Genomic DNA, 20,137 nt, shown 5'->3' on the forward strand with positions numbered 1-20,137 from the left:
TTCGTAAGCTTGCGCTTACTGTGCCGCATTCCTTACGGAATTAATCTTCGATGACGATTCCCATGCTGCGAGCAGTACCTTCGACCATACGCATTGCAGCCTCAACGGATGCAGCATTTAGATCAGGCATTTTTTGTTCAGCGATTTCGCGAACTTTAGCGCGTTTCACAGTTGCAACTTTCTTTTTGTTCGGTTCACCGGATCCTTTTTCGATACCAGCAACGACGCGAAGAAGAACTGCAGCCGGAGGCGTTTTTGTGATAAAAGTAAAGGAACGATCCTCAAATACTGTAATTTCAACTGGAATAATAAGACCAGCTTGATCTGCAGTACGAGCGTTAAACTCTTTACAGAATGCCATAATGTTCACACCTGCTTGACCCAAAGCTGGACCGATAGGTGGTGCTGGATTTGCTTTCGCAGCTTGAACTTGCAGCTTCACGATTTTAATAACCTTTTTTGCCATGTTGGACACCTCCTTGCACTTAGTGTAGCTAGACGGGCGCAAAACCTTCCCACTAACGAAGGTCTATCCCTAGGAATAGACCTGGTAGAAACCCTTGGTTGTCTTGTTTTATAGCTTTTCCACTTGGTCAAAATCCAACTCAAGCGGGGTTTCTCTACCAAACATATTGACGTGTACCTTAAGTTTACCTTTGTCAGCAATAATTTCTTCAATTGATCCAACAAAATTCGCAAAAGGCCCCACCTTAACGCGTACAGTCTCCTTGAGTTCGAAGTCGATCTTCGCCTTCGGCTCTTGCATACCCATATGCTTCAGAATGGATTCCACTTCCTCAGGCAGAAGTGCAGTCGGTTTAGAGCCGGATCCTGTAGAACCTACGAATCCAGTAACTCCTGGCGTATTACGTACTACGTACCAAGAGTCATCCGTTTGAATCATTTCCACAAGGACGTAGCCTGGGTAAACTTTACGCATAACGGTTTTCTTCTTACCGTCTTTGTTTACCAATTCTTCTTCCATCGGCACAAGCACACGAAAGATCTTGTCCGTCATTTCCATGGATTCAACACGTTTCTCTAGGTTGGCTTTTACTTTGTTTTCATACCCTGAATAGGTATGTACGACGTACCATCTTTTTTCCATGAATAAATTCACCTATAGTCCTGTTTATTTAAAAACAAGGCGCAGCAACTCAGAGATTCCAAGATCCAGCACAAAGAAGTAAACAGCAACAAATGCTACCGTACCAATTACGACTAGCGTGTAGGTAATCATTTCCTTGCGGCTTGGCCACTTGACTTTCTTGAGTTCTGACCAACAGTCGGTGAAGAAGGAAAAAGTGGATCCGAAGCTTTGTCTCATTCTAGCCAAGAACGCCACAAACTACACCTCCAAAGAACTACCTAGTCTCGCGATGAGCAGTATGTTCATTGCAAAATCTGCAATATTTCTTCAACTCAATACGGTCGGGATTGTTGCGCTTATTTTTAGTGGATGCATAGTTTCTTTGTTTGCAATTTGTGCACGCTAATGTGATGATAACCCGCATGATGTACACCTCCTACAGACACTTTCTAATTAAAGCCCTTCGAAGCGCATCAAAAAGAAAGCGACTTTTAGGGCTACCTGAAATACTTTATCACAACCCACAACTGGGTGTCAAGGAAGAAGTATCTCAATTTGCCTATCCTTTATTGTCAGAGATTCACCATCTACGAGAGTATCATCATTATAGACGCCGCTGGCAGATGTTAAACCTTAATAAAAAGAAAAACACCCGCTCCGCGGATGCTGTAGATATGACACTTATAGATCTCGGACTTCTAGATATCGTTCAAGTTTACGTTTGACACGTTGAAGTGCATTATCAATCGATTTCACGTGACGATCTAGATCAACGGCAATTTCCTGGTACGATCGGCCATCAAGATAGAGCATAAGCACTCTACGTTCCAAGTCGCTTAAAATTTCACCCATTTTATCTTCAAGACCCGTAAACTCTTCTTGATTAATGACCAGTTCTTCCGGGTCAGTAACCCGGGAACCGCTTATAACGTCAAGCAGCGTACGATCAGAATCTTCATCGTAGATAGGCTTGTCCAATGAAACATAGGAGTTCAGAGGAATGTGCTTCTGACGAGTAGCTGTTTTAATCGCTGTGATGATCTGCCTGGTAATGCACAGTTCAGCAAATGCTTTGAACGAAGCTAGCTTGTCTCCTCGAAAATCACGAATAGATTTATACAAACCTATCATGCCTTCCTGCACAATATCTTCTCGATCTGCGCCTATCAAAAAATAGGAACGTGCTTTCGCACGAACAAAGTTCTTATATTTATTGATTAGGTATTCTAGCGCTTCACTACTGCCTTCACGGACTGCCTCGACTATGTCTTCATCTGGCTTGAGGTCATAATCATACATTCTCAGTTCTTTGAGGTCGACACTCACTAACAATCCCTCCGGCCTGCAAGACTACCCAGATTCACTTAAAGTTTAGGTTTAGTATACATGATGAAATCTTACACCGTCAACGGGGAACCGCGTCATTTCTAGCATTTGGAGGATTTTACTCGCCTCTTCGCCATCGTTCAAACTGTTCTTTCACATCCGCATTTAGTTTATCATCAAATGGATTGCGCTTAGAAGTCGTCTCTGGATGGATTCGCGCTCTCACTTCTTTATGACTTTGGTTGATCTTGACCAGAAGTTCTCCTGCTGGTAACCGAAGTGCACCTTTTCCAAAAATAACATGCTGCTCGATCATATCTGATGTAGCTACATAAATCTGCTTCCGTCTCCCCATGAGATTGGTAACTAAACGCTCGATGAGTTCATCAGCAGTTTCCTTTTCTTTGGTGTAGAGTACATTCAGCTTGCTCTGCAAATATTTCTTCCCAAGACCAGGAACTCTGTAAGCATCGAATACAAGATAAACTTTCATGCCAGAGTAAGACTGAAATTCAGCCAACACATGAATAAGTTTGTCCCGCGCACCTTCCAAATCAGTTTCCTTCAGCTTATTCAACACTGGCCACGCGCCAATGATATTGTAACCATCCACGATCAAAAACTCTTCCATCCGTTTTAACTCAAGCTTCGCTGTCTAACCACTTCGTACATGAGCACACCCGCGGCAACGGAGGCATTAAGCGAGTTAATACGTCCAGTCATAGGAAGCTTGACCAAGAAGTCACACTTTTCTTTAATCAATCGTCCAACGCCCTTACCTTCATTACCAATAACGAGAGCAATTGGCATCTTAAAGTTGGATTTATACACTTCCTGAGCACCTACAACGTCTGTACCGGCAACCCATACTCCTTGTTCTTTCAACTGCTCAATTGTCTGAGCGATATTTGTCACGCGAGCTACTGGCACATACTCAACGGCACCCGCTGAAGTTTTAGAAACTGTGGCTGTGAGACCGACGGAGCGACGTTTAGGAATTATAACACCGTGAACGCCCGTACAATCAGCAGTTCTCAGAATGGAGCCCAGATTATGCGGGTCCTCAATCTCATCCAAAATGAGGATGAACGGATCCTCTCCTTGCGCTTTTGCTTTTGCTAAAATATCGTCGACTTCTACGTATTCATAAGCGGCCACTTGAGCTACGACGCCTTGATGTTGTAGACCTTCTGCCATTTGATCCAGCTTACGTTTATCTGTAAACTGCACGATAATACCATTATTTTTGGCTTCTGCCACAATAGGGCTAGCAAATTGTTTTTGTGCATTTTCAGCTACCCATATTTTATTAATTGTTCGACCTGAACGAAGCGCCTCAAGAACCGAGTGCTTCCCTCCGATATATTCTTCTTCCATTTCGCCCCTCCTTAAATTCTCGCTCAAACCAAGCTGTCTTAAGCATCCCCTGCGTTTTCCAAAGAAACTGACTTCGCCCCTGCACTCACTGAGTTGACTGCAGCTTAGTGGCAAGAGCAAAATCTAGAATCTCCTTCAATCTCTCAAAAGATTGCTTGTAGTACAAATATCCAATTAAACATTCAAACGCTGTGCTATGCCGATATTCTAGCACTTCCGCGTTTTTCGCTGTTGTTCCTGACTTGGCGTTACGCCCACGTTTAACTATGTCGACTTCTTCTTCCGTTAACATAGGCATAAGCGATTCTAATAACTTTGATTGTGCCTTTGCTGATACAAACGTGGTGGCAGCTTTATGGAGATGATTAGGTCTATGGTTCGTCCCAGAAATCACATATTGCCTGATGTAAACTTCATAAACCGCATCTCCAATATAGGCTAGCACCAGTGGATTCATCAAATGCGGGCTTTTGGACGGCGGGAATTGAAACAAGTTCGCAGCTTCCGAAAAAGGATGGCTCATTTGCGGCGCCAACGTATTCCTTGAGGTGTATCCTCCAAGAATATCCCTTTCTCCGTGAGTAAGTCACGAATTTCATCCGCACGCGCCCAATTTTTTGTTTTACGAGATTCTGTCCGTTCGATGATCAGTTGCTCGATTTCTTCATCCAGCAATTCATTGGCACTCTGAGACAAGAAGCCAAGAACGAGATCAAAAGCATTCAGTTGATCCAGAAAATGCTGCAATGCCGCGGCACTCACCCGCTCCTGCGTTAGATATACATTCGCTTCAGCGACCAGATCAAATACAGCTGTGATGGCGTCCGGCGTATTGAAATCGTCATTCATCTTGTCGTCAAAATGGCGTGCTATTGCAGCAACGCTATCTTTCAATGCGACTTCAACTTCCCCCTCAGGTGAAGCAGACGCCGTGGCAAGGCGATGTTTGAGGTTATCGTAAGCGTTCTGGATACGTTCCAACCCATTCGCCGCCTGCGTCAAGCTATCATCACTGAAGTTTAACGGGCTGCGGTAATGAGCCAAGAGCATAAAGAATCGATATACTTGCGGCTTGGTTTGTTTAATCAATTCACGTATAAGAATTCCATTGTTAAGGGATTTTGACATCTTTTCATTATCGATATTCAAGAAAGCATTATGCATCCAGTAGTTAGCCATCGGGTGCCCTGTAACTGCTTCCGTTTGAGCAATTTCGCACTCGTGGTGCGGGAACGTCAAATCCTGACCACCCCCATGGATGTCGATTGTTTCACCCAAATATTTACGCACCATAGCAGAGCACTCAATATGCCAACCGGGGCGACCTTGGCCCCATGGGCTATCCCAGGAGATCTCTCCAGGTTTCGCGGCCTTCCACAGGACAAAGTCCTGCGGATTCTCTTTGCGATCGTCGACTTCAATACGAATTCCATATTGAAGCTCTTCGAGATTTTGATGAGATAGCTTGCCGTAGTCAGCGAACTTACTCGTTCGATAGTATACATCGCCACGGCTTTCGTAGGCGTAATCCGTATCAACCAGCACTGCGATGAAATCAATAATCTCTTGTATGTTCTCCGTTACACGCGGATTGAGTGTAGCATCATTAACACCAAGCGCTCGGGTATCCTCAAGAAAGGCTTGAATAAACGTTTCCGCCAACTGTGGAACGGTCTTGCCCATTTCTTCAGCCTTGCGGATCATTTTATCATCAACATCAGTAAAGTTCGTAATATAGGTCACTTCATACTTTTGAGATTCTAAATAACGGCGTACGACATCAAAGAAAATGACAGGTCTTCCGTTCCCAATATGAATATAGTTGTACACGGTTGGACCACACACATACATTTTCACTTTGTTCGGTTCGATCGGAACGAACTCTTCTTTCTTGCGTGTTAGGGTATTATACACTCTGAGCGTCATGCTCTCTCACTCCTCCATTCTTTTGTCTTTCTTGTTCAAGCTGTGCTTTTAGTTCATTAATTTGCTGCTGTAGTTCTTCGAATATATCGATAACGGGGTCTGGCAAACTCGCATGATCCAAGCGATTCACGCGAACGCCATCCCGCTTCACTAGCTTTCCAGGAATGCACACGACGGTACTGTTAGAAGGAACCTCTTGAATGACGACTGCATTCGAACCAACCCTTGAATTTTCACCTACAGTAAAGGAACCGAGGATTTTGGCACCAGAGCCGATAACCACATTATTACCAATTGTCGGGTGTCTCTTCCCTTTTTCTTTTCCAGTGCCACCCAAAGTTACCCCTTGGTATAAAATAACATCATCACCAATCTCGCAAGTTTCCCCAATGACAACGCCCATTCCATGATCAATAAATAATCGTTTGCCGATTACTGCACCTGGATGAATTTCAATCCCCGTCATGAAACGACTCCATTGAGAAATAATACGCGCAATCGTGAAAACACGTCGTTTGTAAAACCAGTGGCCGATCCGATGTGCCCAAATTGCATGAAGACCGGAGTACGTAAAGGCGACTTCAAACCAATTGCGCGCAGCCGGGTCGTTATCGAATACGGCGGAAATATCGGATTTGATCGTTTTCCACATTTCTTCACCTTCTTAGTAGGAAGTTAACTTAGCGAGCCTGAATGAAGCTTGAAAGCAAAAAAGCCCCTGCAGCCATAAGGCTGCAGAGGCGTAGTATCGCGGTTCCACTCTGCTTGGTGACTCGGAAGTCTCCCAACTCAATTCCCGTAACGTGGGTGAATCGGCTACACCTACGGTTCTCCTGCGAGATTTCGGCGCGGCAGCTCCCAGGTGCATTTCCGATTACAGGGATTGGATAACTCACAGCCGAAGCAATTGGCTTCGATTATCCTCTCTGATGAATCCCACATTAAACGTACTCTCCTGATCGTTGCTTTTGATATTGTGTTAAGTATAGCGAAAAAAAACTCGCTTTACAATAAGTTCCGAAGGCGCGAACCGACTTTTTCTTTCCCCAGCAAGTAAATCGACATGTTCAGATCCGGACCGTGAACTTGTCCTGTTAACGCAGAACGGATAGACATGAACAATTGCTTCCCTTTATAACCCGTTTCTTTTTGTACTTGTTTAAGTAATGCAGGAATAGCTTCAACCGCAAACGACTCTGCCTGCTCCACTTGTTGAAGGAAGTTTGCTAGAACAGTAGGAACGTGTTCCTCTTTCAGGATGACAGCAGCTTCCTCATCAATAATCAGTTCTTCCGTAAAGAAGAGGCTGGACAGCTCCACTATCTCAGCTGCAAAACGCATTCTTTCTTGATTCAGGCCTACTAGTGCAGAAATCCATTCCCCCGTCGCTGCATCCAGCTCACCTTGGATATAACCTGCTTTTTGCAAGTGAGGCAAGCACAATTCAACAACTTGAGAGAGTGGAGCCTTTTTCAAGTAATGGTTATTCATCCAGTTCAGCTTGTCCATATCAAAAACAGCAGGACTCTTGGAAACCCGATCAAGATCAAACTGTGCAATTAATTCTTCTTTGGTAAAGATCTCTTCTTCGCCGACTGGAGACCAGCCGAGCAGCGCGATGAAGTTCACTACCGCTTCCGGCAGGTAGCCTAACTCTTTGTACTGCTCAATAAACTGGATAATGGACTCATCCCGCTTACTCATTTTTTTACGGTCTGGATTCAATATAAGTGCCAAATGAGCAAATTCCGGGACTGGAAGCCCCAAAGCTTCATACATCAAAATTTGTCTCGGCGTATTGGACAAATGTTCTTCACCGCGGATTACTAAGTCAATCTTCATTAAATGATCATCGAGGATAACAGCAAAATTATAGGTAGGAATGCCATCAGTACGTACGATAATAAAGTCGCCAATACCATTCGAATCAAATTCGACATGCTCACGTACTTTATCTTGGAAGCCAATCATACGATCTTGTGGCACACGGAAACGTGTGGACGGCTTACGCCCCTCTGCTTGATACGCTGCGACTTGCTCAGGCGTCAGGTTGCGGCACTTACCAGAATACCCCCCCATCTCACCACGCGCTTCTTGTTCCGCGCGCTCTTCTTCCAAATCCTTCTCCGAACAGTAACAGTGATAGGCATGTCCTTCACGAATCAGTTGGTCTGCAAAAGGCTGATAAATATCCAGTCGCTCCATTTGACGATAAGGACCATAAGGACCACCAATATCAACGCTCTCGTCCCACTCCAAGCCGAGCCACCTTAAACCGTTCAGTTGGTCATTAACGCCCGACTCCTTATGACGAGTCTGATCTGTATCTTCAAAACGAACAATGAAAGCACCGCCATGGCGGCGTGCCAACAAATAATCAAACAGTGCCGTACGGGCACCGCCAATATGTAAATGTCCCGTCGGACTTGGTGCGTAACGCACGCGTAAAGGCTGATTCATAATTGAAAACCCTCTTTTCCCCGATAATTAATACCTGCTATTCTAGCACATCTCGAATTAAACAAACAACCGATTGCGCAGCGACGCCTTCGCCTCTTCCAACGAATCCTAGTTGTTCAGTCGTTGTTGCTTTCACATTCACTTGATCTGATTTAGCTTCAAGCGCTTCTGCAATGATCTCAACCATTTGTGGAATATAGGGAGCCATTTTTGGCTTTTGAGCAATGATGGTCGAATCTGTATTGCCAAGGCGATAACCTTTATCTTTGGCCAACTGCCAAACCTGTTTAAGCAGAACTAAACTATCTGCATCCTTGAATTCCGCAGCAGTATCAGGAAAATGCTTTCCAATATCCCCTAGGGCAAGCGCCCCTAATATCGCATCGCTGATTGCATGAAGCAGCACGTCCGCGTCGGAATGTCCCAGCAAGCCCTTTTCATAAGGGATCGTTACGCCGCCTATAATGCACTTGCGTCCTTCTACTAATTGATGAACGTCAAACCCTTGACCTACCCTAATCATTGATGTCCCTCTCTCCTAACATTGTGTAGTATCCATTCTGCCCAAGGAAGATCCTCTGGGGTCGTAATTTTAATATTATAATAGTCCCCTTCGACCACATGGACGGTGATCCCCATTCTTTCTACTAACATCGCGTCATCAGTCCCGATAAAAGCATCGCGTTCCGCCCGCTCATGCGCTTCTTTCAAGAGGGCAAGCCGAAAAGCTTGCGGGGTTTGGATCGCCCACAAGCTTCGTCTATCTGGTGTAGATTGAATTTGTTTCGCTGCATTTACGATTTTGATCGTGTCCTTCACAGGTACAGCTAGTACTGCAGCATCTTGTTCCTGTGCTTTGCGAATGCATTCGAACACATGTTCGATATTCGTGAATGGTCTTACTCCATCATGCACAAGCACACACTCGGTACTATCCTGAAGGGCGTCCAGGCCTCGCTTGACTGAATCTTGGCGTTCATTACCACCAGCTATTACACTAGTGACTTTCGATAGCCCATAACCCTGTACGTAACCTCTACAGCGTTCAACGTCCGCTTCCCCAACAACCAAAATGATTTCGTCCACTGCATGTATGTTTTGAAATAATTGCAAGGTATGTACCAGAATCGGCTTCTGTCCTAGCAGTAAATATTGCTTACTTTCAGCCGTTCGCATACGCGAGCCTTTGCCCGCTGCCACGATGACAACCCCTAGCTTCCCCATATTGTCCCCACCTCAGAGCTTTCTCGCCGTATTACCTCCCCCTATCATACTGGTTTTACTGCGCTTTTTCCAATAATTTCGGTTTGGCGAAAATCATTCGACCCGCCGACGTTTGCAGCACGCTCGTTACCATTACTTCAAGCGTAGATCCTATAAATTCACGACCACCCTCAACGACGATCATTGTACCATCATCAAGATAAGCGACACCTTGTCCATGTTCTTTGCCGTCTTTAATGACTTGAACGATAATTTCTTCTCCAGGCAAAACCACTGGCTTAACTGCATTCGCAAGATCATTAATGTTTAATACCGAAACACCTTGTAGTTCACAAACTTTATTCAGATTAAAATCATTTGTAATGACTTTGCCTTGCAGCACTTTGGCCAATTTAACTAACTTACTATCGACTTCGGATATTTCTTCAAAATCACCTTCGTAGATCAGTACTTTGACTTCCAGTTCCTTTTGAATCTTGTTCAAAATATCGAGACCACGGCGTCCGCGATTCCGTTTTAGCAAATCCGAAGAATCCGCGATATGCTGCAGTTCTTCCAAAACGAATTCTGGTATGACTAATGTACCTTCAATAAAACCTGTTTTACAAATATCAGCAATCCGACCATCAATAATTACGCTTGTATCCAAAATTTTGTGCTCTTCATAGGGACGATGAGTCTGCTTATCTTGATTCCCGGAACGTACGTTCTTCAGTAATTGAATGAGCTCATCCCGCTTGTTGTATCCAATCCGAAAGCCCATAACAGCGAGTATAGTGGCAACGACAAAGGGTAATAAGGGACCGACCCACGTCGCTTTCTCTAATACCGGGTATAACATCACCGATACTAACAAACCAATCACTAGCCCTACGGTTCCTGCTAGCAGGTCAGATACAGGAATGCTGTCTACATTCTGCTCACCTCTCACTAACCACTTCATTCCAATATTGGCAATCCATACTGAGACCAGAAACATAGCTACCACACATAAACCCTTAATCCAAAATGCTTGTCCAGCCTCGCTCGTCAAACCTGCCATACTCAGTAAGGAATCACTCCATTGATACCCTAAACCTCCACCCATGATTGCAAAAATGATTTGTACCCATTTCCTCATCATAGATTCACCTCCACATCAACAATATTTAAGCCTTATTACAATTATGTTCCAATTTATCTATCGCTAATCACTTCTTGTCATGGAAAATTGAAATATTAGGGGGCTTCCTATATAATGAAATTGGAAGTTTACAAACACACTCGAGGTGGATGGAATGAGCTCCTTGACTTTAAAGCAGTTTCAAGATCAAGTGTCCGAATTGTTACTCCGTCACCGAAGTTTGCTTGATGTCTTATCCAAATTTCAACAAACCAATGCAGCCGCCAATCGTTCTGTGGTCAAATCCATAACGGAATGCGGATGTATCGGTATTCAGGCAACCAAACAGGCATATCACTCCGAGATGACTTTGGATGAAGCTAAGGATGTACTTGGAAACCATGTATCCGGTCACTTGTGCGAACACTGTACAGAAGTTGTGAGTGCAGAACTTGGAAGAAATCTCTTCTATATGTCCGCACTAAGCAACATCCTGGAAGTGGATTTGGAAAAAGTCGTTGAAAATGAATCGAAAAAATGTTCAACATTGGGACTCTTCAACATGTCATGACTGACATCTTTACCGTCTAGATTGGCTTAGGCTAAAACAAAAAAGCATTTATTTTCTCTGAGTTGATCAGAAGAAAATAAATGCTTTTTATTTTCGAAACTTTTACTTACAGGTCGGATTTTACGGAGTTTTTATCTTCTACAGCACGTCTTTTGTTCTTTCTCCGCAGTCGGATGAAGATCCCATCAACGTTTTTTTTTAAGCCGTACAGCGCGTAAAGAAGCAGCGGCACGAAAATCATTTTAGAAATCGACTCTGGCCATTGGACGGCAATCAGAATGGCAGCAGCCACGATAATCGGCGTGATCCAGATTGCTGCTTTGGGAATTCCTGCTTTTTTGAAGTTTGGATATTTCACGGTACTTACCATCAAATAGGAAAGAAGTACTGTGCTAACCAAAAGTACGTACACGTTAATTTCGGCCTTAAACAGCGCTAGCGTACATAGTACACCACCTGCAGCTGGGATAGGCAGACCAATGAAGTACCCAGGAGTTCCCGCAACAACATTGAAACGTGCGAGTCGAAGCGCTCCACAAATCGGGAAAATGGCTGTCACGATCCATGCAAAAGCAGGACTAATGACATTAGGGTCATTGAAAGCAACAACATACATGATAAAGGCAGGTGCTACACCGAAAGAAATGACATCGGACAGGGAATCTAGTTCTTTACCAAACTCACTCTGCGCGTTCAAGGCTCTCGCAACACGTCCGTCAAGTCCATCAAGCAGCATGGCTACAATGACGAGCACTGCTGCGCGTCCAGATTCACCATTAAAGACGAGAATAATCGACAGAACACCAAGGAATAAGTTCCCTACTGTAAAAAGGCTGGGAATTGATTTCGTTAACATATTTTTTTGTCCACCTCTGGATTTACTATACCCTAATCTTAACTTAATAAAACCTCAACAATAGATACTTTATGATTGTATCCACTTTAAATATGTCTGTCAATGAAGACTTGTTCTTGAATTCGCTTAAGGCCTTCTTTTATAGCACGGGCTCTGACTTCCCCGATACCATCAACTTCATCTAATTCTTCAATAGTGGCCATCATCATATGAGGTAAATAACCAAATTTTTCAACCAGATTGGCGATAATGATTGATGGTAAACGTGGTATTTTGCCCAACACGCGGAATCCGCGAGGAGACACAGATTCCTCGGCAATAGCATTCGTATGCGGATAACCAAGAAGGCGAATAATCTGATGAGGCTCTAGCAGTTCATCTGAAGAGAGCCGCTTTAAACCCGACTGCATATCCTTAACCTTCTCTTCAGACAGTTCACGCACGTAATCTTTAACAAGCAGGCGTGCTTCCAGCTCTGCATTGCCAACAAGCTCCTCAAGCTGCATGCTAATGAGTCGTCCTTCATTACCGAGCTCATTAATATAGCGATTGATTTCTGCTTTGATTCTAAGCACCATTTCGAAACGGGCAATCACGTTAGTTACATCGTGTAGAGTCACCAGTTCTTCGAATTCGGATGCACTAAGATTTGTCAATGACTGATCGAGAACGACCTTATATCTCTCTAGCGTCTGTATCGCTTGATTCGCTTTGGTCAGGATAACGCCAATATCCTTAAGTGCATACCGTAAATTACCTTGATATAACGTTATTACGTTCCGTCGCTGAGAAATTGAAACAACCAGTTTATTCGTTTGCTTCGCAACACGTTCTGCAGTTCGGTGCCGAATCCCCGTTTCTGATGAAGAAATTGATGAATCTGGAATTAATTGCGTGTTCGCATACAGAATTCTTTTTATGTCTTCACTAAGTATAATCGCCCCATCCATTTTGGCGAGCTCATATAAATAATTGGGAGAAAAATCACAATCTATGGAGAACCCTCCGTCGACAATCTCCATAACCTCCGGGCTATACCCAACTACGATTAGTCCACCCGTCTTGGCGCGCAAGACGTTCTCCAAACCGTCACGGAACGCTGTTCCAGGAGCTACCATCTGCAGTAGTTGGCTCATCACGTCACGCTTTGTCTCTTCTTTACTCATCATTTTCCTCCTGAAGCTTGCAGGTTGAGTGTTAGGAGTTAACTCAGCTCAGCTGCTAGGCTTCTGACACCTCGTTCACTCCAGTAAGTAATGTCCATGTTGGCTTGATGTGTTAATCAACAGTCCCCAAAGCACGTCAGGTTCCGCCGGTTAATTCAAATTCACCGAACACCACATTAGATGTTCATGGTAGGCTGATCTTCGAAGCTAGAAGTATGAATGAATACCTCATTTTCAGTTTTATCCTTTAGACCTATTATTAGACGATTGAATTAGGCCGAATTTCTCAAAACATGCATGTTTAAACAAATCGTTGATGCTATGTACATAGGGATGCTCACCTATCCATATAGCCCCCCTAAAGAAGGTAATACTTCCCTTTTCCAACAAACTCAATTATAACACTTCTATTTATATAGGGAAATTCAAACTTTAATTCAGATGAAAAAAAACGATTCAGAACGGATGCTGAGCTACCGAAGGGCTTGCGTACTTTCAAACTCGTTCGGTAAAGAAACCTACTAAAAAAGTTCTACGTTACTGGTCATCGATGCATTCAAATTGTTTCGCATCTTTCCTTAAATTAATTATTCATTACTGCTATTGCTTCCAAATAATTTTTGAATAACCTCTATTAACGTATTACAAGGAATCACTTTTATCTTTTTAAATGATGAGGTCATCTTTAACGCGTTTTTTGCCACATAGACCTGTTTGAACCCCATCCGTTCCAATTCCCGAATTCTCGCTTCCAATGTGGGTACTTTCTTTAGCTCGCCAGTTAGTCCAATATCAGCAATAAAAACAGTGTCACTCGGAACTCCCTTGTTCTTATAAGAGGATACAATGCTCATGATAATGGCCAAGTTGGAAGATTGCTCTTTTAAACGAAAACCTCCCGTTGTTTTAATAACTACATTTTTGGTGTATAACTCGATGCCAGCCCGTTGTTCCAAAATAGAGATCAGCGTGCTTAACTGCTCTCTTTTCATGGATTCCGCTATGCGTGAAGGATAGGGAGTAAAGCTATGGGAAATCAAACTCTCTATTTCTAAAATAATTGGACGAGTACCTTCTTTAACCACGGTCAATGCACTACCCGAAACAATATCATTAGCGTCGCGTTGGGTCATAAAGAACTCTGATGGATTATCAATGGGGAGCATACCTGTCTCTGTCATAGAGAAGAAACCAATCTCTCCTGTACTTCCATAACGATTCTTACTTGCAGAAAGCTGCTTTAACTCCTCGCCATTCTCTCCATCCAATACAAGCACTGCATCTACCAAATGCTCCAACGCTCGAAGACCTGCCAATTCATTATCTTTGGTCATTTGACCAACCATAATGACCGCACGCGGTCTTTTCGGCTCTTTCGCCATTCTTAATAAGGCATTTGCACATTCCATTGTTTGCGTTGGAGATCCTGGTCGAGAGTTATATTCTTCTAACACAAAAGTTTGGATACTATCAATAATAATTAAATCGGGATCCACATTATCAATACAACCAAGCACGTTATTTAGACTCGTATCTGAGTATACCCACACATTTTTTTCAATATTAGGAATGATTCGTTCTGCCCTACGTTTGATTTGACTATCGCTTTCTTCTCCGGAAGCATATAGCACTTTATAGCCCATCTTCGCAACATCCTGGGAAACTTGCAGCAAGAGTGTTGATTTACCTGCACCAGGTTCAGCAGTAATAATCGTAAGGGAATCCCGAACGATACCTCCGCCCATCACACGATTAAATTCACCAATAGACGTAACAATTCTATCACTATTCTGCGATTCTGTTTCAGATAGACGCTTTAAAGTCACATTGGGCTTCGCAACGCGTTTACTAGTCGTACCTACGCTCGTCGCTTCTTCCTCAAGCGTATTACGAGCCTGACAATTATTGCAGAAGCCTTGCCATTTCGAATGTGGAGCACCACAGTCGGTACACATATATACCGTTTTATTTTTCATTATAGCTTCACTCATCCTAGTCAAATAATATCTTTAAAGTTTATCATTTTTCGCTAATCGATCAAAGTCAAAACATAAATAAAAGCATTTTGCCTAACCCTAAACGGGTCGAGCAAAATGCTTTTTAGCTCTCTTATTGCGCAGTTACGCCTTCGCCACGAAGAACGACAAGCTCGCCTTCTTTTTCATCAATCGTTAAAGAATCACCTTTGGCAATCGTGCCTCTGAGGAGTTCCTCAGACAAACGATCTTCAATATGCTTCTGAATTGCTCTACGCAATGGTCTCGCTCCATAAGTCGGGTCGAAGCCTTCTTTGGCGAGGAACATCTTCGCTTTATCTGTAAGTGCAAAGTCTACCTCTTGCTCTTTCAGACGTTTACGTAGATCTTCGGCCATCAAGCTCACGATGCGAGTGATATGCTCTTCATCCAAGGAATGGAACACAATCGTTTCATCGATACGGTTTAGGAATTCCGGACGGAAGCTTTTCTTAAGCTCTGTCATCACTTTATCTTTCATGTTGGAGTAATCCTTACCGGCATCCTGCGCCGCTGTAAAACCAAGCGAGGAATTTTTCTTAATCGTATCGGCTCCAACGTTTGAAGTCATGATGATGAGCGTATTGCGGAAGTCGACGGTGCGACCTTTGGAATCGGTTAAACGACCATCTTCCAACACTTGAAGCAAGATATTAAATACTTCTGGATGTGCTTTCTCAATTTCATCGAGCAGCACAACGGAGTAAGGCTTACGACGAACTTTCTCCGTCAACTGACCGCCTTCTTCATATCCAACATATCCCGGAGGAGCCCCCACCAATCTGGACGTTGAGTGTTTCTCCATGTACTCCGACATATCAATTCGGACTACCGCGTTATCGTCACCGAATAAAGACTCTGCCAGCGCGCGCGCCAACTCTGTTTTACCTACACCCGTTGGGCCAAGGAAAATGAAGGAGCCCATTGGGCGCTTAGGATCTTTCAGACCAGCTCTGGCACGACGAATCGCGCGACTGACTGATTTCACAGCTTCTTCTTGACCAATTACGCGTTCATGAAGAATTTCTTCCATCTTGAGTAAGCGTTCTGTCTCTTCCTCAGCAAGCTTGGTTACAGGAATTCCAGTCCAGCTTGCGACAATTTGCGCGATATCATCTGGTGTCACCTCTGTGTCCAAACGACCTTGCTTCTCTTTCCACTCGTTCTTCGTTGTGTCAAGTTCCTCACGCAGCTTTTGTTCAGTATCACGCAGACCAGCAGCCTTTTCAAACTCTTGACTCTGAACAGCCGCATCTTTCTCCTTGCGGATATCCTCAAGCTTATTCTCGAGCTGTTTCAATGAAGGGGGTACCGTATAGGAGCGAAGTCTCACTTTGGAGCTCGCCTCATCGATCAAATCAATTGCTTTATCTGGTAAAAACCGATCCGTAATATAACGATCAGAGAGCTTAACAGCTTCTACAATCGCAGCATCCGTGATTTTCACGCGGTGATGCGCTTCATATCGATCGCGAAGTCCATGAAGAATTTGAATAGCTTCATCCGGAGATGGTTGATCAACCGTAATTGGTTGGAAACGACGCTCTAGCGCAGCATCTTTTTCAATATATTTGCGATATTCGTCTAAAGTCGTTGCACCAATACACTGTAATTCGCCTCTGGCGAGTGCCGGTTTAAGAATGTTAGATGCATCAATTGCACCTTCCGCACCCCCAGCGCCAATTAAAGTATGCAGTTCATCGATGAATAACACGATGTTGCCCGCTTGACGAATTTCGTCCATGATTTTTTTCAAACGGTCTTCGAATTCGCCGCGGTATTTCGTACCTGCAACGACAGAGCCCATATCGAGTGTCATAACTCTTTTATCTTTTAAGGTTTCGGGAATTTCATTGCTGATAATTTTTTGAGCGAGACCTTCTGCGATTGCCGTTTTACCAACGCCCGGCTCCCCAATGAGGACAGGGTTATTTTTTGTTCTACGACTCAATACTTGAATAACACGCTCAATCTCTTTACTGCGTCCAATGACAGGGTCCAGATGACCCTCTTTGGCATACGCCGTGAGATCTCTTGCTAAGCCATCCAATGTAGGCGTGTTCACATTAGGATTACTGCCATGGCTTGGTGACACCGTCTCACTGCTTCCCAGAAGCTGAAGCACTTGTTGACGAGCTTTGTTCAACGAGACACCAAGGTTATTGAGCACGCGTGCAGCAACACCCTCGCCTTCGCGAATAAGTCCAAGTAAAATATGCTCAGTGCCCACATACGTATGTCCCAATTTTCTCGCTTCATCCATGGAGAGCTCTATGACCTTCTTAGCTCTTGGGGTATACGCGATATTAGTCGGCTGCTCTTGCCCTCTACCAATCAGAGATTCAACTTCATCTTGGATCTTTTCAAGGCCTAGTCCCAAGGCAACTAGCGCTTTTGCGGCAATCCCTTCACCTTCACGAATGAGTCCAAGTAAAATATGCTCGGTTCCAATATTATTGTGCCCTAAACGAACTGCCTCCTCTTGTGCAAGAGAGAGTACCTTTTGCGCACGTTCCGTAAATCTTCCAAACATCATAGAGAAACACCTCCAAAATTAGTATATCTATGGGAATCCTAAAGGATGAATCAAATTACTTTGTTAAATCCGGCCAAATCTTTCACGAATCAACTCTGCTCTTCGGATATCACGATCTTCGGGTGATAACTTCTCTCCAGCATACTGCTGAAGGAATCCAGGCTGCGTCATCACTAAAAGTTCGTTCAACACATCAGATGAAACGTTATTAATGATGCCCAAATCAATCCCTAACCTAACATCAGACAATCGTTGCGAAGCCTCTTTCGAGTCCATAACACCTGCATAAGACAAAATGCCAAGAGAACGGTTAACACGATCTATCATCCGCATTCTAGATTCCTGAATCAACTTATGCCTAGCAGCGCGCTCATGTTCAATGATTTGTCGAGCTACACTGTAAAGATTATCAATAATCTCTTCTTCCGATTGCCCAAGCGTAATCTGATTTGAAATTTGGAACAGGTTACCTAAAGCTTCGCTGCCTTCACCATATAATCCTCTAACGGTTAACCCAACTTGAGTCACTGCAGATAATATACGATTAATTTGCTGACTCAACACCAAGGCTGGCAAATGCATCATTACAGAAGCGCGAATCCCAGTGCCTACATTAGTGGGGCAACTCGTAAGGTAACCTCTTTTCTCATCGTATCCATAGTCTAGCTGCGTCTCAAAAATATCATCAATCTGATTCGCCAAATCCCACACTTCTTTGATCTGAAATCCTGGACATAAGCATTGTATGCGAAGATGATCCTCTTCGTTGATCATAATGCTAATCGATTCATTTTCGCTTAAAATAACCGCGCCATTCCTCGATTCATTAGCCAGATTCGGACTAATTAAGTGTTTTTCCACAAGTACCATTCGCTCTAGCTCGTTGAGATCCGATAACGGAATTAGAGAAAAGTTGCTAATGGTTTCCAACTCTTCATTTTCAAGTACCCCAGATAACTGCTCAAGCACTTCTTGCGACTGTTGATTAGAAGCCAGCATCGGATATGGATAATCCCTGAGGTTGCGTGCAATTCGGATCCGACTGCTGATGACGATATCCGACTCAGGTCCATCACCCTTCATCCATTCACTCAATGCATCTCCTGTAAACCGCTGCAGTGTCACTCCATTCACACCTTCCTCAAGAGACTACGTACCGGCTATCTTTTTTTCGATTTCACGAATTTGATCCCGAATGTCGGCTGCCTGTTCAAACTCTTCTCGTTCGATGCGAGCCATCATATCTTTTTTAAGTATGTCTATTTCTCGTTTATATTGAATAATACCACCGGAGCGTTTAGGAACCTTGCCCACATGGACAATGTTTCCATGAACTCTTTTGAACAAAGGATCCAACTTTTCTGAAAAACTCTTATAGCAGGAACCACACCCAAACCGGCCTAGTTTACTAAATTGCGAATACGTAAGTCCACAGTGGTCGCAACGAATTGCCTGCGATTTAGCCGAACTGACGGAAGAAGGATCGAAATCAAGGAGCCCTGACAACAGATTATGAATCGAGAAGCCATTAGACGTTCCCGGTATCATTTCACCCTTCTCGCGTGCGCAATTTTCACAAATGTGGAACTCGTTCTTGTCACCATTGACTATCTTCGTAAAATGAAGAGTAGCTGGACGCTTGCCGCACTCCTGACAAATCATTTAATTATGCCCTCCTCATTTGCTAAGTAAGGAAATCAGCATGGCTTTCAAAATTTTGGCACGAATTTCATCACGCAGTGGCAATTTAAAGATTAAGACATCTCTCGATATCGCAGCCCGTATAAGATTAGCCTCCCGCGCGGAGATATAATGCCCCTCTTGCAGTTGGTATACGAGTCCTTCCGAGGTCACTTGATCGATGTGTGTATGAATCGTGCGGAAAATATGATCTAAAATAGATCCGTGACTTTTAAGCTCAATCTTTTGGATGCGAATATATCCACCGCCACCGCGCTTGCTCTCCACAACATATCCCTTTTCCAAAGTAAACCTTGTGCTTATTACATAGTTGATTTGGGAAGGCACACATTGAAATTGTTCAGCTAGATCGTTGCGTTGAATCTCGATTGCTCCTTCTGAACTTTGCAGCAGAACATGTTTCAAATACTGCTCAATAATTTCAGATACATTACGCATCAATTCATCCTCCCGTAACGCTAGAAGTAAATTGACTTTGACTTTCTTTGACCTTAACTAGATTATAATCATTTCCTTTCTTTTTGACAAGTGCTGCTCAGAAAATCCGTGAACCTGCGGTCCGATATCTAGAAGTATCCCTTACTATTGTTGACCTTCCCTACAGTTTTATTCGAGATAACAACAAAAAAGCCTTCTTGAGATTTCTCTCAAAAAGGCTTCTACGTGCTTGGCAACGTTCTACTCTCCCAGAACCCTGCGGTTCAAGTACCATCGACGCTGGAGGGCTTAACGGTCGTGTTCGAGATGGGAACGCGTGGGTCCCCTCCGCCATCATCACCAAACAGTC

The 20,137-nt window shown here is 43.8% G+C and carries 22 protein-coding genes and 1 rRNA gene; 1 reads left to right on the plus strand and 22 read right to left on the minus strand.

The annotated features are described in order from the left end of the window. Positions 1–40: 40 nt before the first annotated feature. The 14 genes from rplK to GK047_RS27555 form a co-directional block, all read right to left on the minus strand. Complete coding sequence (gene rplK, locus GK047_RS27490; protein WP_126144112.1) at positions 41–466, minus strand: 50S ribosomal protein L11; 426 nt, start codon at positions 464–466, stop codon at positions 41–43. A 108-nt stretch (positions 467–574) separates the two neighbouring features. Next, complete coding sequence (gene nusG / locus GK047_RS27495) at positions 575–1,108, minus strand: transcription termination/antitermination protein NusG (RefSeq protein WP_163953745.1); 534 nt, start codon at positions 1,106–1,108, stop codon at positions 575–577. Positions 1,109–1,132: 24 nt separating this feature from the next. Beyond that, complete coding sequence (secE, locus tag GK047_RS27500) at positions 1,133–1,345, minus strand: preprotein translocase subunit SecE (RefSeq protein WP_163953747.1); 213 nt, start codon at positions 1,343–1,345, stop codon at positions 1,133–1,135. A gap of 19 nt (positions 1,346–1,364) precedes the next feature. Then, on the minus strand, positions 1,365–1,514 hold the full coding sequence (gene rpmG, locus GK047_RS27505) for a 50S ribosomal protein L33 (RefSeq protein WP_134756045.1): 150 nt from the start codon (positions 1,512–1,514) through the stop codon (positions 1,365–1,367). Between the two features lie 257 nt (positions 1,515–1,771). Next, positions 1,772–2,416, minus strand: coding sequence for an RNA polymerase sporulation sigma factor SigH (gene sigH / locus GK047_RS27510; RefSeq protein WP_028557511.1), 645 nt, complete (start codon positions 2,414–2,416; stop codon positions 1,772–1,774). 118 nt (positions 2,417–2,534) lie between these two features. Next, positions 2,535–3,047 carry an NYN domain-containing protein gene (locus GK047_RS27515; protein ID WP_163953749.1) on the minus strand — a complete coding sequence of 171 codons (513 nt, stop codon included), beginning with the start codon at positions 3,045–3,047 and terminating at the stop codon, positions 2,535–2,537. Positions 3,048–3,052: 5 nt separating this feature from the next. After that, positions 3,053–3,793 (minus strand): 23S rRNA (guanosine(2251)-2'-O)-methyltransferase RlmB, encoded by a 741-nt coding sequence (rlmB, locus tag GK047_RS27520; protein WP_163953751.1) that lies wholly within the window; start codon positions 3,791–3,793, stop codon positions 3,053–3,055. Positions 3,794–3,878: 85 nt separating this feature from the next. Further along, the gene (locus tag GK047_RS27525) at positions 3,879–4,316 is read right to left on the minus strand and encodes a Mini-ribonuclease 3 (protein ID WP_163953753.1); all 438 of its coding nucleotides are present in this window, start codon (positions 4,314–4,316) and stop codon (positions 3,879–3,881) included. Then, the gene (gene cysS, locus GK047_RS27530; protein WP_163953756.1) at positions 4,313–5,719 is read right to left on the minus strand and encodes a cysteine--tRNA ligase; all 1,407 of its coding nucleotides are present in this window, start codon (positions 5,717–5,719) and stop codon (positions 4,313–4,315) included. Before cysS ends, GK047_RS27525 begins: the two co-directional genes overlap by 4 nt. After that, positions 5,700–6,371 carry a serine O-acetyltransferase gene (cysE, locus tag GK047_RS27535; protein WP_163953758.1) on the minus strand — a complete coding sequence of 224 codons (672 nt, stop codon included), beginning with the start codon at positions 6,369–6,371 and terminating at the stop codon, positions 5,700–5,702. Before cysE ends, cysS begins: the two co-directional genes overlap by 20 nt. Before the next feature lie 353 nt (positions 6,372–6,724). Continuing rightward, positions 6,725–8,179: a glutamate--tRNA ligase gene (gltX, locus tag GK047_RS27540; protein WP_163953760.1), complete on the minus strand. Its 1,455-nt coding sequence runs from the start codon at positions 8,177–8,179 to the stop codon at positions 6,725–6,727. A 37-nt stretch (positions 8,180–8,216) separates the two neighbouring features. Beyond that, on the minus strand, positions 8,217–8,702 hold the full coding sequence (gene ispF, locus GK047_RS27545) for a 2-C-methyl-D-erythritol 2,4-cyclodiphosphate synthase (protein ID WP_163953761.1): 486 nt from the start codon (positions 8,700–8,702) through the stop codon (positions 8,217–8,219). After that, positions 8,699–9,403: a 2-C-methyl-D-erythritol 4-phosphate cytidylyltransferase gene (gene ispD / locus GK047_RS27550; protein ID WP_163953763.1), complete on the minus strand. Its 705-nt coding sequence runs from the start codon at positions 9,401–9,403 to the stop codon at positions 8,699–8,701. The genes ispF and ispD overlap by 4 nt, the downstream gene beginning before the upstream one ends. A gap of 55 nt (positions 9,404–9,458) precedes the next feature. Further along, on the minus strand, positions 9,459–10,526 hold the full coding sequence (locus tag GK047_RS27555; protein ID WP_163953765.1) for a PIN/TRAM domain-containing protein: 1,068 nt from the start codon (positions 10,524–10,526) through the stop codon (positions 9,459–9,461). Between the two features lie 154 nt (positions 10,527–10,680). Here GK047_RS27555 and GK047_RS27560 point away from each other — a divergent pair, with 154 nt between their 5' ends. Then, the gene (locus GK047_RS27560; protein ID WP_163953767.1) at positions 10,681–11,076 is read left to right on the plus strand and encodes a DUF1573 domain-containing protein; all 396 of its coding nucleotides are present in this window, start codon (positions 10,681–10,683) and stop codon (positions 11,074–11,076) included. A gap of 106 nt (positions 11,077–11,182) precedes the next feature. On the opposite strand, the gene pssA is transcribed toward GK047_RS27560, so the two are convergent. The 8 genes from pssA to rrf form a co-directional block, all read right to left on the minus strand. Continuing rightward, positions 11,183–11,932, minus strand: coding sequence for a CDP-diacylglycerol--serine O-phosphatidyltransferase (gene pssA / locus GK047_RS27565; protein ID WP_163953769.1), 750 nt, complete (start codon positions 11,930–11,932; stop codon positions 11,183–11,185). 86 nt (positions 11,933–12,018) lie between these two features. After that, positions 12,019–13,098 (minus strand): DNA integrity scanning diadenylate cyclase DisA, encoded by a 1,080-nt coding sequence (gene disA / locus GK047_RS27570; protein WP_163953784.1) that lies wholly within the window; start codon positions 13,096–13,098, stop codon positions 12,019–12,021. A gap of 587 nt (positions 13,099–13,685) precedes the next feature. Beyond that, entirely contained in the window at positions 13,686–15,089 is a 1,404-nt protein-coding gene (radA, locus tag GK047_RS27575; protein WP_240344313.1) for a DNA repair protein RadA, read from the minus strand. A gap of 118 nt (positions 15,090–15,207) precedes the next feature. Continuing rightward, positions 15,208–17,649, minus strand: coding sequence for an ATP-dependent protease ATP-binding subunit ClpC (gene clpC / locus GK047_RS27580; protein ID WP_163953772.1), 2,442 nt, complete (start codon positions 17,647–17,649; stop codon positions 15,208–15,210). Positions 17,650–17,712: 63 nt separating this feature from the next. After that, the gene (mcsB, locus tag GK047_RS27585; protein WP_346010398.1) at positions 17,713–18,774 is read right to left on the minus strand and encodes a protein-arginine kinase McsB; all 1,062 of its coding nucleotides are present in this window, start codon (positions 18,772–18,774) and stop codon (positions 17,713–17,715) included. A gap of 24 nt (positions 18,775–18,798) precedes the next feature. After that, on the minus strand, positions 18,799–19,311 hold the full coding sequence (gene mcsA / locus GK047_RS27590) for a protein-arginine kinase activator protein McsA (RefSeq protein ID WP_163953774.1): 513 nt from the start codon (positions 19,309–19,311) through the stop codon (positions 18,799–18,801). A gap of 15 nt (positions 19,312–19,326) precedes the next feature. Beyond that, entirely contained in the window at positions 19,327–19,788 is a 462-nt protein-coding gene (locus GK047_RS27595; RefSeq protein WP_163953776.1) for a CtsR family transcriptional regulator, read from the minus strand. A gap of 227 nt (positions 19,789–20,015) precedes the next feature. Then, positions 20,016–20,132, minus strand: a 5S ribosomal RNA gene (rrf, locus tag GK047_RS27600). Positions 20,133–20,137 lie beyond the last annotated feature (5 nt).

Origin of the sequence: Paenibacillus sp. SYP-B3998 (genome assembly GCF_010820665.1) — a bacterium.
Classification (GTDB): domain Bacteria; phylum Bacillota; class Bacilli; order Paenibacillales; family NBRC-103111; genus Paenibacillus_E.